A 14,262-nucleotide genomic window follows, 5' to 3' on the forward strand; every position below is an offset into this window, starting at 1 on the left:
CCCCAACGGTTTACTGGTCCACAACCGAATTCCGATGTTGGGGGAATAAGAACCGCCAAAGCATTTTATCTACAGCCCAGTTAGCCTAAATCGTTGAGATTCCAAAATATGGCCCAGCTACGGAGCGTAAACAATAGTCGACGTGTAGTGGCTCCTTGACACCCAGGAACCTACTCATCGTGACAGGCTCCGAAACCTACGCGTTTGACATGGGCACCATAGCCAGCCGTTTCACCACGGTCGCCGTGATAAGGTGGACGTCGATGGGTCAGTTTTCAGGGTCTCTTTTTGAGCTGTACACTATCCGGGAAGAACAGGCTAAGAAAATCTCATCGATGAAGCTTCCGCTAAGATTGCGTAACAGGGCGGAGTGGTATGCAAGTCGGCTTCCCATGTTCTTGCTCAATACTTGCTTAACGCTTTCATTCGCGATCAAAGCCAGAAGACTTCTGGGAGGCCGGAACGCTCGGATTTCGGGCTTAGGAATTGGCTGGGGAGGTGGGCTGATCACTTTGTTATTGAAAAAACTCAAGTTGCTCGATTCCTTTGCGTACTACAGGGTAGACTGGTTCATTGGTCGACCCCGCCACTTCTATGATTCCCTAGTAGTAAACGTGTACTTCAGATCTGTAGATAGATTACTATCCCGAGCGTCCGACTACATCTGGAACATAACAGAAGAAGTAAAGGCGGCTGCAAGTCGGACTCACAACTTTCTCAATCCAAAGGAAATAGTCGTCCGGCCTCCTGTAGCAAGCAGAATTCCCAATGTAGAGTTCCCTAAGACGGTGGACCCTTACCTCGTTTATTGCGGGGAAGTGAAACCGGGGTGCGGCCTGCCTCTGGTTCTGAGCGCGATCAGAACTTTGGGAACCCAAAACAAAACAATGAGGCTCAAGATTCTTGGGCGGGCCCGAATAGAGTATCTTGCAAGCCTGCAACAGGAGTTCGGGGACGTCTTCGAGAAAGGCGGCTGCGAATATCTTGGAGGGTTTGATATGATCAACGATGTCGACAGAGACCGGGTCGACCAAATCATTGCTGGCGCTTATGCGGGTTTAGCAATATTTCCCAGCGGTTCGAGCAACACCTCCAATTACGTGATCCCGAATCGAATCTTACTCTACTTGGCTAACCATACCCCGGTGCTAATCAACGACGACGCAGCTGCAGCCGGATGGCTTTGCTCTGCCGGTGTGGCCGTTGGAACGTCAACCGTTCCGGAAAGCATAGCCAAGAACGTTCTCATGCTTAGAGATTCATCGGAGTATAGGTCATGGCTCAAGTCAAACATAGCGCCCTTTATGGAGAATATGGGAAGGAGGGCCGAAAGCGTCAAAGCTCTAGGAGAATTGACGGGGAATTTGCTTTAGACTTCGGAAGCGAACTTCAATTTTCAATACGTGTGCTATCGATCTCGGCCGCGATACACTGTGCCAGGCGATTATTTTGCTTCATAATTATTGAACATCCCCAGTGAGCTTTGTTCACTTTGAGCGAGAGCGTAATCGATCTCATGCTTAGAGTCACCGCGGGCCTCATCTTTGCCGGGGAATTTCTATTTTTAGGATACCCTTTGACGCGCAAATATCTCCGGAATGAGAGCTTCTTTCCTCAACTGTTCTATACGCACCTCCTTAGCGCAAGTATCATGATCGTGACCCTATGGGCTGCCTACACTACCTTCAGGAGTATTGTACCATTGGAAGCAACCTCGGTAGTCCTAGGCACGGTAGCGATCGTGGGAACAACTATTTTCATCTATGATTTTGCAAAGCGGAGAAGACCGTCCTCTCGCGAATGGTGGGGCCTTGCCTTCTTGTTTTTCTTCGTTGTTCTTCTAACAATTTCTTCGGCAATGACGCTGCCGTTCATTGCACAGGGAGATGCATATGGGTACTACGTGCCACTAGGCAGATTTTTGAACCAAAACCCGGGTGCCTATGTCAGCAGCGCTTATCGTTTCTCTATGTCCCGCAACTTCGCCTACTATGCGGTTTATGCTCATGCAGACATGCTGGGCGGCCTAATTCAAAGCTATCTAGTATTGCCGATACCTTTCATTGTGGGCACCCTCCTCGGAGTGGTAACACTGACGAAAAGATTGACCCGTAGAGACGAAGCTCCGCTAGTGGCGGCCGCCCTCTACGTCTTTTCTGTTTACTTCGGGACGCTCTTGAAATATGACATGTTCTATCTGGGAAATCTTTTCATGTCCACTGTTGCCCTGTACTACTGCTATTTTCTACTTACAGGTGCGAGGCGTCTTCTCGAAACGGCTGCACTTCCATTTTCCACATTCGCCGTCCTCTTGCTATATGACTTCGCTCTCTTGCTGATTGTTCCACTCTCCCTTGGATACTTAGCGCTACGAAAACCAAGAATTACAATCTACGTTGTCGCTGGCCTAGCGCTCCCTCTGGCTCTTGCTCTTTCCCTTCAAGACATTTCCCTCGGACTTGTGCAAGTCCAAAGATTCGACTCCGCGTCCTCTCTCGCATTCTTAGGGCTGATCATCATTGTTTTAGCCGGGATCGGAAGGGGAGTCTCAGGATCAGGCAATGCCTCGCCCCGCGCCTATCAAACGTCGCTAGCATGTCTTGCTGCGGGTGCCTCTGTGATGTTGCAGAGAATCGTGGACTTTTGGATGTATGGTTTCCAGTCCCTCGATAACATCCATCTAAGCAGCCCGGTTGTTGCCTACATGCAGCGAAACTACTGGTTCTATTCAACTCCGCCAAACATTCCGCAAACACTAATGTCAATTTTTTTTTCCGACATGTTCTTCGGCTGGGGGCTACTCTTCACCGCCTACGGCCTGTTCTTGAGCCGAGATAAGCCAGTAACCACGTTCTTTCTCACGACTTTGCCGTTAATGGTGTTAGTGGAAACTATAAACAAAGACTACTCCAGATTTGGACTCTTCATTGCGCCTCTAATCGTGGTATTTCTCGCAACCGGACTACCCGCCTTAACGCGTCGGAACGCGCTTCTAATCGGCGCTTCCCTTTCTCTTGCAATACTAATTGGAAAAGCAGTCACCGTCTTTCCAAACCTTGACTATGAGCACAGAGCGCTAGCTGACCCAGTCAGCATAAGTCTGTTCATCGCGACCTCTCTCCTAGCAACAGCGTTCTTGATCGGACGAAGGCAACCATTTCGTCAGTTTATCCTGCCAAGGGTGGGCGCAAGATTTCGATCCTCGACCTCGAAGGCAGGAATTCGCAAGTTCTTACGTGTCCGTCGAATCGCAGCCATCCTTCTCATTGCCCTTTGCATACCAGTCTTAACATACAACGTCCTGTCTCCGAAATACACGTCTCAGATATACGATAGCGACGTTACTCTTCTGCAGCAGCAGGTTCTTCCCCTCGTCCAAGAGAAATCAATTGTACTGACCGTGGAACTCGTGCACCCCAACTTCGAATTCTACAGAGACGCAACAGTCATACAAATGGCGCAACCTTGGATTCTGGAGAGCTTTCTGAACCTGCATCTCGCCAATGTTACTGCCTTGGTAAACTGGCTTGGCACTAGCGGCGTCCGCTACGTATTCCTGGACAGAGGATTAACGTCTGAGAACACTGACGTGTTCTTGCTTTTCGATCAGCTTTCAGTTTCGTGTCAACAGTATGGCCAGTGTAGGGTTCAGTTTGACAATGGACGGTTCGCGCTGTTCGAAATCAGATTCTAGAAACTGTCTAACGACCTACGTTAACCGATAGATTCGATAAACTCAACAACCTCCTGTTCAGGCCCACCAATGGTTAGCTTGAATTAGCCATGCGGTTTTACCAACAATGAGGCTGACGTCATGCATAACCAACAGAAGCACTTCCTGCCTTCCTGGAAATACGCCCGTCCGACATCCGCCAATACGTCATCAGCATCGCTCGGGCGAAGAGATTATCTGTCGAATTTGATTTGGCTCTTCATTGCCTCTGGAACACTTGTGCATGAGGTCGAGAATTGGCCAACGGTGATACGCTACTACCTATCTCCTAGCAACAGCCAATTCGTTGCAATTCGATTTCGAAATCGTGATGTTTTGCTAGCCCCGAGGGGCTACATATTCGAAGCTATAGCCGGGACACTCTTATCGAATACCTACCGCTTCGGCGGCGCTCCTTCCGTTGTTGTTGACGTTGGAGCCAGTATTGGCGACTTCTCACTTTTGGCTTCCCGAAAAAAGGAAACCCGTGTCTACTCCTACGAGAAAGATTCCGGATACTGCGATTATTTGCGGAAAAACATGGAGCTGAACATGCGACACTCTGTTCGCATCTTTCAGGAGATGGCCGATCGATACACTCTCCGATCGATCATTGAACATGGTGAGGAGACGATAGACTTCCTAAAAATGGATTGCGAGGGCTGCGAGTACGACATGTTGTTACATTGTGCGCCTACAGTCTTGGCTAGAGTTAGAACAATCGCGCTGGAAATTCACGAACGACCGCCGTACACGAAGGCCGGCCTCATCGATCACCTGAAGCGTTGTGGCTTCCAGGTTTCCGAGAGCGAAACATTCTGGCGGGGTCATTACGTCTACGCGTCTCATGAAACCACTAGCTCTGATGTGCACACTCTTGTCGAGGGAGACCAAAAGCCTCGATAGATGATGAAAATAGAGGTCCGGCTCGGGAAAGGCGAAACAGTCCGCCTTGAACGCTCACTGGGAATCAGGCACGGAGCTGAATTGGAATGTCTTTAAGCTCTAAATTCAAGGAGGTTTTCACCGCGATGACTCTATGGGACTCGGACAGAATCCCCCACCGTCTAACTTGTACAGCAAACCCGCTCGCTACTAGAAGGTCTCGTATGGGCGCAACTTCAGCGACATGATGCACTTCGATGTCCAACTTTCCAATCCTTCCTGTAAGAGCGGGAAAACAGGACTGCAATACCTCAAGCTCCAGACCTTCAATATCGAGCTTGACCAAGTCTACATGACTTAATTCGAGTTTCTCGAGAACATCTGGTAGCGTGTAGCACCGTACGTCTGGGGATGAATTGGCACTTAGATCATTATTCGTCAGCTTGTAGTGTGTCGATATCCCATCGTGAGCCTGCATATGAGTTGTCCCCGTAGAGTTTGCTATCGCGAAATTATGTGCCTCGGCATTCGTAAGTCGGTTGAGTTCGATGTTGTTCTTTAGCGCGCCGTAATTTGCCGGATGTGCCTCAATGGCAATTACTCGCAACGAGCGTGGAAGCATGGAAGCGATTCGTGCAGACACCAGCCCGTAGTGAGCACCGACATCCAAGAAGACTTTGTCTTGAGGCGATACAAGACCCAAGCTTTCGCCTCGAAGGAACTCAGTAGCAATATGATAGACGCTGTCTAGGTCGCAATAGAACCGAAGGTTCCCAAAAGGCTGGGTAGCAATGATTCTCAACCCAAAAGACCCGTAAATCGCACGCCGTATCCGGAGTACGACATCACCTACGGAGCGAAATGGTGAGAAATGACTGTCGACGATATAAGACATGAGATAGACCGGTAACACGGGTGCCCAGCGCGGGAAATTTACCAGAAGCAGCGACTCGCACGTAACAAGCTCCCTAAGTCGTCTGCCCAAAAGCGAGAACGTTTCTGGAATCGAAAAACGCGGCGACATCTCCGCTTCAATCGACCACTCTGGGACTTAATTAAGAACAGGGCCATGTCATCGAGGCAATAGGTCCTGCAACTGCGCATATCTCTCGCAATTTCGCGTTCTGGCTGGAGGCCTTCGAAGTGATTACTCAGTAGGCTAACTTAGAGCCCTGTTAAGCAAGTGGCCTAGTTCCTTATTTCGCCTGCTTATGTCGAACGGACTATTCACAAAGGAGTTACCGGTCTTTGTTCGTAGAGAGCGAAGGAGGTTCTCGTCCTCAAGCATGTATGACAAGGCATTGAGATGCCTTACTAAATACTCAGTATCTAGTGACGTTTTCAGAGATTGGGTAAAACCGGGCCTGTACCATAGTGGGGTCAAACAACGATTAGAATACCGAACATCCTTCGGTGGCTCGACCAAGAAACCCGTCTTCCCATCGAACAAGTATTCGGAATTAGCCCATACGTCGTTTGCAATAACGGGGAGACTCTTGGACATCGCTTCGATGAAAGCCATAGTCGGGGTTGAGTGGCAAGGTAGAAGCGCCAGATCTGAGCTAGCCAAGTGGGCAAGTGCGTCGGCCCGGGTGAGTGGGTGTTCAATCATTTCGATCTTAATCCCAAGCGCTCTAAGTTTGGCTACATAAGCCGGGGGACACCATGCCCTAATGACGACAATTATCTTTCTTGCCAACCTAGGTGAGTCTCGCGATAGGCGTTTCAGAATCAGCAAGACGTCTCGCGTACCCTTTACGTAGAAGTTGGACAAATTTTCGAGATGGGAACTTCTATGGGTAGTCATATGGAGGATCCTAACAAAGCCATCAGAGTTGGGTCGCTCTCGTGAATTTCCGGCCCAGATGGTCGCTGGGTAAACGACATGAGACTTATCAGCGGGGAAGAGTTTGCCAAGAACTTTTTTGGAGTTCTCCCTAGCTTTGTTGGACCAACAAAATAGTCCCATACACGAACGGACTTGAAGTCGATTCCCAAGCCATGTCGCCATCGAGCCCGGATCATAGTATCCAGTCAGCGCTGCGACATGTTCGCAGTCTGCTATCCATTTCTTCGATCTCGTTTGAACATGGTTCGCGCAATAAACGATGTCGGCGTATCGCTCAAGCTGGTCCGGACGACTAGTATAGCGGAATGCAAGCTTTTCGATTACAGGTGCAAACGAGTTTGATAGATTCCAGAAAGTCGAGGATGTCTGAATTGCCACATGAAATTGTCTCAGGATGCCCGGTCCTCGGCGGTTGCTGCTCCGTGGAGTAAGTATTCGCCATCCGAGAGGGGGATACGACCCGAAATCCGTATAGTATGAGTGAAGGTTAAACCCTGGTTGTCGAGCCTTAAGATAGAGTAGACTATCGGGGAGCGACAAACACTCACTCTCTAGGTGTCAGCGTCTCTTAAGCGCGTCCTCCGCGAGAAGACAAGGTTTCCTCATAAATTTGAACGTAGGATTTTACCATCGAGTCGAGCCTGAAGTAGTCGTCAATTCTTCTTCGGCCCTCCCGACCAAGTTTCTCCCTCAGTTTCGGATCATCGATAAGTAGAGTCAATTTGTTAGCCAGATCTACTTCGTCTCCGGTCCGGAATGAGACCCCAGCGGAGCCTGCAACTTCGTGGGTTGCGCCAGAGTCCGAAAAAATGAGAGGTAGGGAGTGATCCATAGCCTCGAGTAGAACTATCCCAAAGGCTTCGTTCACAGACGGGAAGCAGAATACGTCAGCTGCAGCATATACAGGGTGCAGGGAGGGCAGATATTTCCAACTGTACACTTGTCGTTCTAGGCAGAGGCTGCGGACGTCTCTATGAAACGACTGGGCAAGAGGCCCACCGCCAACGACAAGAAGCTTTACCTTCCTGCCACGTCTGGCCAATATTTCCAACGCCCTCAATAGGGTCATCGGATCCTTTGCAGGATGGAGACGGCCAACAAAAAGCAAGACAATCGTGTCTTCGTCGATGTTAAGCAGATTCCTCGATTCTTCTCGGGTAAGATCCGAATCTGGACAATGAGCAATCCCATTGTATACGACCGTAGACTCTATTCCGAGGACCTGCTGAAGTGTGGAGCGAACGAAATTCGACACCGAAGCTCTCGAAGACGAGAGTTTGGCCATGATTCGAACCGCTCCAAATTCTGTCGTATAGGCGACCTTGTCCATTATCCTTGGCTCAAGCCACCATTGAGGAAATCCGTGGAAAGTCTCGACGATTGGGATTCGACTCATCTCTCGTCTAACAACGGGTATTATCCCAAGGCTTGCGATATTACAATGAATCAAATCGTATCGTGCAGTTAACAATCGAGCTAGAGCTGAGACACCCCGGTAGACAGCGGGGCCAGTAACCACCTGGCGAGAACCTGCTATCTCGAGACTTGCCGGACAGAGAACATCCACCTCGAAGCCATTCTTCTGCAATCCTTCACAAAGCGTTGTGGCAAACTGCCTCAAGCCTCCTCGAAAGTTCGAAACCAATCCGATTCGCATTATTCTCTCCAGGCGAATTTGACAAAAACTACCGTGATTGGCTAGTCACCGTTCGATCGAGACGTAGTCTAGACTAACGTACTGGGGGAGTGACGGTCGATTATCAATAGAGAGAGTGAGGGTATGGACACCCCTAGCTAAGGCGCCTGTGAAGACTGTCGCATTCACCGCTGTGTAAGTGCCTTGGTACGATAGTTGGGTGGAATTTTTTCCGTCCAGCAATATCGATATTGAATTGGATGGAGCTCCATCCCATAGTCGAAGCACAACTTTGTAAGTTGCATTTTGAGGAGCTGCAAAAGCCACCGATGCGGTGGCCATTTGACCTGGACGAGTCGAGTTCAACTCAAGACTGCTCCCGGAGCGGGTCCAATTATGAGCAGTCCAATACCAGCCTCCGCTCGATGAAAAGACGCTAGAGTAGGCAGGGATTATTGTCAGATTGGAATTCCAGGCCGCCCGGTTAACCTCGTACACATTCTTGCCAAGAGGCTGCAGGAACGTCAGGAAGGCTTTGGGCAACGGAGCTGGAGAATTGAAATCCTCAACGTAAACGATTGTCATGTTGGGCACCTTGCTGGTTGGAAGGCCCTCAAAGAAAATCCGTGAAACCTGTGATGACTGGTCGTCAGCGAATGGAGTTTCAAATCCTGCCATCAGAAAGTCGAGTCTCCCGAGATACGTGTAATGGTCCCCAAGGTATGCGCCTACCCAGAAGCTATTGTGCTCACCAATCCCCGGTTGGCCAGGAGGGTCGCTGACGATGAAGATCGAATTCTTGACATCGATCGCCCCAGACGATAGAAGGTAGCGCAGTGAGGCAGAGGCAGATTCAGAAATGTAGCTGCTGTAGAATCCATGCCCGATATCAGCGTAGTAGACTGTGCTCCCTGAGATGATGATCAGCGATATCACAGCAATTCCTTTCAATTCGCCGGTCACCTTCCTAAGAGTTCCCAACCGAGGGATTGTTATTGCTGCGAGAAATGGTGTGGGCATGAGAATGATCGCCCGCTCAGAGAAGGGCGTGATCGCCGGATTTGCGTACTGAATTAAACCAATTGCAAGAGAGAGTACTAGCCACGAGACGATTAGCGCGATCATTGGAGATGAAATGCGCAAGGGCTTAAGGAAGAAAACCATCGAGACGGCGACAAGCGCAACGAGACCAACTGGCCCCAAATAGAGAAGCCAAGCGATCAAGGGCATTGTTGAGATAACGGGAAGCCTCCCCTGCAAAGGGCTTGCAATCCATTGTTGCTGAAGCGAAAAGATGATCACCCCCGGCATAACGCTGAGGGAGATTGTAACTAGAATCGCTGCGAACTTCCGAATACTGACTAGCCTTCTCCAAGAGCTTAGGATAAGCGCCAGAACCAGTGTAACCGAGAGGAAGATGGCCGTTTCGACGTGCGCAAGAGTCGAGAGAATCGTGAACCCTGCGAGTCCCAATATCTTTAGGGCGAATAGTCGTGGCCTCGCCTCTATTTGTGCCTGTAGGAACAACCACGTACCGCACAGCATTAGGACCAGGCCCAAAAGGTTCGCGTGGAGGTCTGAACTAAGCCGGAAGAATCCGAACCATGTAGAACCTGCCGCCAATGCAATCAAAGAGGTCCTGGTGTCATTCATCTCTCTTCTGACTATGGCCACAATCAATACGGTCCCCACTATCCATAGCAAAAGAGGGACGATGGTTTCAACCCAAAACGCATCGATTCCGGCGGTTGTAATCCAGCCGCCAATAGTCGGATAGAGAAAATTGTAGTAGCGCAGGCCAAACACCAACGACTCTGTCCCGGAAGTAGCCGCGGCGTGGATTCTCCAGATGTAGTATGGGGTATCCCAACCGAGTGGTAAGCCGTCAGTCGAGTATCTGACGTAGAATAGGATCCAAAGTCCAATTATTGCGGCAAACGAGATAAAAGCCCAAATGAGGAGATATCGTCTCAAAACTTCCGTCAACCAAATTCTGTTTCAAATGTGGGGAACCGAGGACGGGTAGGTCAAATCCCCCCGTCTTCGCCGAACTAGTCCTCTGGTAAGCCCAGCAAGATACGAAAAATGGATCAAAGGGTAGGAAGCTGCATAGAAGAGCGTTTCTTCTTGCGGTTTCCTTGTCTTGGCAAGCGAGGCTGCAATGTCAATCGCTAAGTACAGTGCCAACATTGACATCAGTAGTACGTCGAGAGGAAGCACCCGCCAAATTGCTAGAGCAAGGATGGCCAGTGATACTGGTACGATCAAGAGGGTGGGAAAAGTGATCGCCCCACGATCTCTTTTCATGGCGACTCCTCTTCCCGTTCCATAGTCGAACATCCACCGCACGAATTGGCCGATTGAGTTTCGGTGCCTATGATGTACGACTGCTGTTGGAGTGTATGTGAGCCTCAATCCCCCACGACGGATGCGCGCGTTGAGGCATGAATCTTCACAGTATCTTAGTGTTTCATCGAAACCGCCCGATTGTCTGAAAACCTTCGATGAGTACATGGCGTTGCAGGAGGGCAGGCTCTTAGCATTGACAGGCCGGTCGCCCTCGAAGAACTCGATCGATCCTGCACTCCCTAACCGAGTTCCAAGTGCGCCATGCAAGGCGCTTAGCATACCTCTCTCGTTGGGAATGTCGGTAAAGACTGTCTTTCCTCCTACTGCACCCACGTTTTCTTTCCAGTTCTCGGGATTGACAAGGGCGCTTATCCAGTTGGGTTCGGCGATACAATCAGAGTCTGTAAAAGCAAGAAAATCGCCGCGAGCAGCGTTCGCGCCGACGTTTCGGCCTCTGGCCGGTGTCGAGGCAGATTTGTCTACTATTAGTTTGAAATTGCCGCGGTTGCCTGAAGCCTTTAACGCTTGCGACGTGGTTCCGTCCGTTGATCCAGCATCAACGAGGATCACTTCGATGTTGGGGTAGTTTTGTGAGGTTAGAGATCGAATGCATTCACCAATAGTCTCTGCTGCATTGAGACATGTTACTATGATTGATATCCGAAGATTAGTTGACTCCAACTTGGTTAGGGCGCTTCCAGGTTCCGGACTGATCGGACACCTGGGAAACGTCTGAGCATTAGAGTAACGTGCTTTGCGAAGTCTTGAACTTCCTTGAGATGGCTTCGTTTCGTCGCCATCTGTTCAACTTGAACGGGAAGGATCGAGATCCCCTTTTCCTTAAGCTCAATGAGCAGTTCTGTCGTGAACTGCATTCCATCCTCGGTCAACTTCAACATGGAAAGAGCGTTCCGATGGATTGCTCTGAATCCACATTGAACATCGCTTAGGCGTTCTTTGTAGAGGGTATTGAAGAATCTGGCTAGCAGTACGTTTCCTAGAAATCGCCTTATTCTCATCCCGTGAGGATAACTATGGATTCGAACTCCGAGAGCGGCCAAGTGAGATCCAACGTCAACCGGTCGCACCATTTTGGGAAGATCTCCGGGCCAATGGCCACCGTCCGCATCCATTGTGACAACGATGTCTCCCTTCGCTTCCGAGAGGCCCTTTCGAGTGGCTACCCCGTATCCTTTGTGAGGCTCAAAGATTACTCGCGCGCCTTTGTTAACGGCTACCTTGGCTGTGCCATCGTGCGACCCATTATCAACAACAATTACCTCGGTTTCTGGCAATCGATCAAAGGGAATCTGGTCCAATACTCTGCCAATGCTTTCCTCTTCATTAAGCGCCGGAATGACTATTGAGACCCTCACCTAGATTACCCCACAGCCCTGCTGTGTCGCGGGGGCCCGGGCCCTATTATTTGGTTGGTTGGAACCCGATATATGGGGGCCGGACAACCGGTCGTCTAAAATAACACGGGAATGGTTCTGTCGATGATTCTTTCGAGGCTCGCTATGCTGAGGACTGAGTATTGTCGAAACCTGGCTCCTGGATTCAATTGATCAGATTCTTTGACGTAGTGGAGGATCTAAGCCAACCACGGGGCGTAGATACAGTACTGTTCCAGCTTCCATGACCTACGGTTAATCGCCTTTTTTTTCAGAACTTGCTCTGAGGCTCCTTGAGAGGTTCATCGATTTCAGCGTGAGGACTCCGAATCCAGCCAATGAGAGAAAGAGCACCCAGACACCCTCCAGCAGCACTATTACGCTAATGCCTATCGCAAGAATCGCCAAGACTGCCTCGGCAATTGCGATTCTATCATGTTGGACATCTCGAAAATACTGTCTGCTTATTTCGCCACTCTCGACTCCGCTTTTTGGTGTTCGGAAGAAGAAGCCTGTTCTTCCCCTGATTCCTTGCAGGAAGCCGATACAGATAGCTGTGGTCATGGACGAGCTTGCGTAGGAAAGAAGCGGGAGGAGAAGTAGATTTTTCGGGGTCATTATCTTTTGCACGTGGAGCGCGTAGGCTCCCGAGAGAAAGAAGGCGGCCAATGGCAACGTGACTATAGCAACGTAGGCAGGGCTTGTGAATATCGAGTTTGCAGGCGCGCTGAATCCGAGGACAAGTCCAATCGCGGAGACAAAGGTGACAACTATCCAACTGAGCGCTGAGAATGGTCCGAGAAGGAATAGCAGCAAGGCAATCCTTCTCCAAGGAGTGAGGTGGATGGATCCAAGGATCTTCCGGAAGTTTGACCTAGCACACTTGGTCCAGCCCTGCGCCACTCTTGCAGTCTGTTTCTTCCAAACCTCCAGGCTCGGAGGGTCTTCACCAAAGACCTTCACATTGCTCAGATAGATGCCTCGCCATCCTGCAGCGTATATCCTGCATGATAGGTCTGCGTCGTCCACTATCGAGTCGTTGGTCCAAAACCCGACCTGGCGGAGAACGGCTAGCGATATCAATGTAAAGCCTCCTTGAAATGAGAACGGAGCGTTGAGAGCGTATGAGCCCATTTTGACAACCGTGTCCCCTTGGTCTAGAGAGATAGCAAACAATCTAGTGATCACGTTCTGTTCTCGGTTATAGTGCCCCACACGGAACGAGACGAATGCTATCCCGGGGTCAAGTCGGAAAGCCCCTAGTCCTCTCGACAGAGTTCCAGGTGTGACCGTCGAATCCGCATCCAAGAGAAGCACGTATTCGCCTCTCAACAGAGGAGCAGCATGGTTCAGCGCGGCGCTCTTGAACCCCTCCCTATTGGTTCGTCTTGACACGAGACCGGAAATGCCAGAAGAATTCAGCTCTTCTAGCTTCTTGTCTATCAAGCTACCTGTCTCGTCTGTCGAGTCGTCAGCGACGATGACCAGAAGCTTTCCCGCGGGATAGTCCAGGCTCTTGATTGCATCAAGGGTTCGCCCAATCACGAACTTCTCGTTGTACGAAGCGATCAGAACGGAAACGAGAGGAAAGCTCTCAATCGAAGAGCTAAGATCTTGCAAGAATCCTGGATATCGAAGCGAGCTGATGAATAGGATCATTGTGTAGTAAGACGACAACAGAACTGGAATGCTGAAAGCCAGCGAAATCGCCGCGACTATGACCCAAGGCTCCAGCACGGACTATCTGCCGAGAACCCGGGGTTAGGTGATTTTATGGGTTGGCAAAGGATCTCAAATGAGTATTTTCTTCATCAAGTTCTATCGACGATGCACGACGCACAATAGGAGGCGATATTTGGGGAACGCCTTGCCTATTCGACTTGAATAGCTCTCGTAGGTTTTTTTTCGTCGCTCTTTTTGAATCGAACTTCTAGAACCCCGTTCTTGTACGTTGCCTTTGCGGTTCTTGGATCAACTAGGTGGGGTAGTTCGAGCTCCTTGAAATAGCGTCTCTTGGCTGATTCTACTGCTATCTTCAGCGCCCTGTCTGTCGACTCGAGCTTGATGTGCTCCTTCTCTACTCCCGGCAGTTCCGTCACAACGACCACTTCGTTACCTTCCTGCAATACATCCACGAGTGGTTCTCGTTCTTCCTTTAGAAGCGGCCCTCGAGAGGTGGGCTCCACATTTCCAAACTCTCTGATTACTGGCTTACCATCTTCTCCAACAGACATTGAGAAGCCGTATACGAAGGGCTGGGGTCCCTCACTCGCCTTGGGCATTTCTACCGCTTTCCTCATCATCTCGTCCATCAGACGATCCATTCGGTCCATTTCCTCGAAGATGTCGAACCACCATCCAGACCGCCGGGTCCGTTTCTTTCTGGTCGAGTCTCTACTGTGAGCCATAGTAAGCCGATCGAGAATGTTCCGGGAAC

11 protein-coding genes are annotated in these 14,262 nt (G+C 50.1%); 3 read left to right on the top strand and 8 right to left on the bottom strand.

Annotation, left to right across the window (positions count from 1 at the left end; genetic code table 11):
- The first annotated feature begins 155 nt into the window (after nucleotides 1-155).
- From VGS11_03660 to VGS11_03670, 3 genes are all read left to right on the top strand, one after another.
- Nucleotides 156-1,373, top strand: coding sequence for a hypothetical protein (locus VGS11_03660; protein HEV2119194.1), 1,218 nt, complete (start codon nucleotides 156-158; stop codon nucleotides 1,371-1,373).
- Between the two features lie 119 nt (nucleotides 1,374-1,492).
- A complete protein-coding gene (locus tag VGS11_03665) occupies nucleotides 1,493-3,694 on the top strand; it encodes a hypothetical protein (protein HEV2119195.1) in 2,202 nt (733 codons plus the stop codon).
- 120 nt (nucleotides 3,695-3,814) lie between these two features.
- Nucleotides 3,815-4,618, top strand: a complete 804-nt coding sequence (locus VGS11_03670) for an FkbM family methyltransferase (protein ID HEV2119196.1) — start codon at nucleotides 3,815-3,817, stop codon at nucleotides 4,616-4,618.
- Nucleotides 4,619-4,682: 64 nt separating this feature from the next.
- On the opposite strand, the gene VGS11_03675 is transcribed toward VGS11_03670, so the two are convergent.
- From VGS11_03675 to hsp20, 8 genes are all read right to left on the bottom strand, one after another.
- Nucleotides 4,683-5,300 carry an FkbM family methyltransferase gene (locus VGS11_03675; GenBank protein HEV2119197.1) on the bottom strand — a complete coding sequence of 206 codons (618 nt, stop codon included), beginning with the start codon at nucleotides 5,298-5,300 and terminating at the stop codon, nucleotides 4,683-4,685.
- Nucleotides 5,301-5,756: 456 nt separating this feature from the next.
- Nucleotides 5,757-6,986, bottom strand: a complete 1,230-nt coding sequence (locus tag VGS11_03680; protein HEV2119198.1) for a glycosyltransferase — start codon at nucleotides 6,984-6,986, stop codon at nucleotides 5,757-5,759.
- Between the two features lie 28 nt (nucleotides 6,987-7,014).
- Nucleotides 7,015-8,103, bottom strand: a complete 1,089-nt coding sequence (locus VGS11_03685) for a glycosyltransferase family 4 protein (protein HEV2119199.1) — start codon at nucleotides 8,101-8,103, stop codon at nucleotides 7,015-7,017.
- 45 nt (nucleotides 8,104-8,148) lie between these two features.
- Complete coding sequence (locus VGS11_03690; GenBank protein HEV2119200.1) at nucleotides 8,149-10,068, bottom strand: hypothetical protein; 1,920 nt, start codon at nucleotides 10,066-10,068, stop codon at nucleotides 8,149-8,151.
- Between the two features lie 12 nt (nucleotides 10,069-10,080).
- Nucleotides 10,081-11,112 (bottom strand): glycosyltransferase, encoded by a 1,032-nt coding sequence (locus tag VGS11_03695; protein HEV2119201.1) that lies wholly within the window; start codon nucleotides 11,110-11,112, stop codon nucleotides 10,081-10,083.
- A gap of 5 nt (nucleotides 11,113-11,117) precedes the next feature.
- Nucleotides 11,118-11,807: a glycosyltransferase family 2 protein gene (locus tag VGS11_03700; protein HEV2119202.1), complete on the bottom strand. Its 690-nt coding sequence runs from the start codon at nucleotides 11,805-11,807 to the stop codon at nucleotides 11,118-11,120.
- A 273-nt stretch (nucleotides 11,808-12,080) separates the two neighbouring features.
- The gene (locus VGS11_03705; GenBank protein ID HEV2119203.1) at nucleotides 12,081-13,562 is read right to left on the bottom strand and encodes a glycosyltransferase family 2 protein; all 1,482 of its coding nucleotides are present in this window, start codon (nucleotides 13,560-13,562) and stop codon (nucleotides 12,081-12,083) included.
- Between the two features lie 134 nt (nucleotides 13,563-13,696).
- On the bottom strand, nucleotides 13,697-14,233 hold the full coding sequence (hsp20, locus tag VGS11_03710; GenBank protein ID HEV2119204.1) for an archaeal heat shock protein Hsp20: 537 nt from the start codon (nucleotides 14,231-14,233) through the stop codon (nucleotides 13,697-13,699).
- Between the last annotated feature and the right edge of the window lie 29 nt (nucleotides 14,234-14,262).

It is taken from the genome of Candidatus Bathyarchaeia archaeon (assembly GCA_035935655.1).
Lineage (GTDB): Archaea > Thermoproteota > Bathyarchaeia > 40CM-2-53-6 > 40CM-2-53-6 > 40CM-2-53-6.

Coding starts and splice junctions, on each gene's coding strand:
- VGS11_03685 (HEV2119199.1), bottom strand. CDS start 8,103: ATGCGAATCGGATTGGTTTCGAACTTTCGAGGAGGCTTGAGGCAGTTT.
- VGS11_03670 (HEV2119196.1), top strand. CDS start 3,815: ATGCATAACCAACAGAAGCACTTCCTGCCTTCCTGGAAATACGCCCGT.
- hsp20 (HEV2119204.1), bottom strand. CDS start 14,233: ATGGCTCACAGTAGAGACTCGACCAGAAAGAAACGGACCCGGCGGTCT.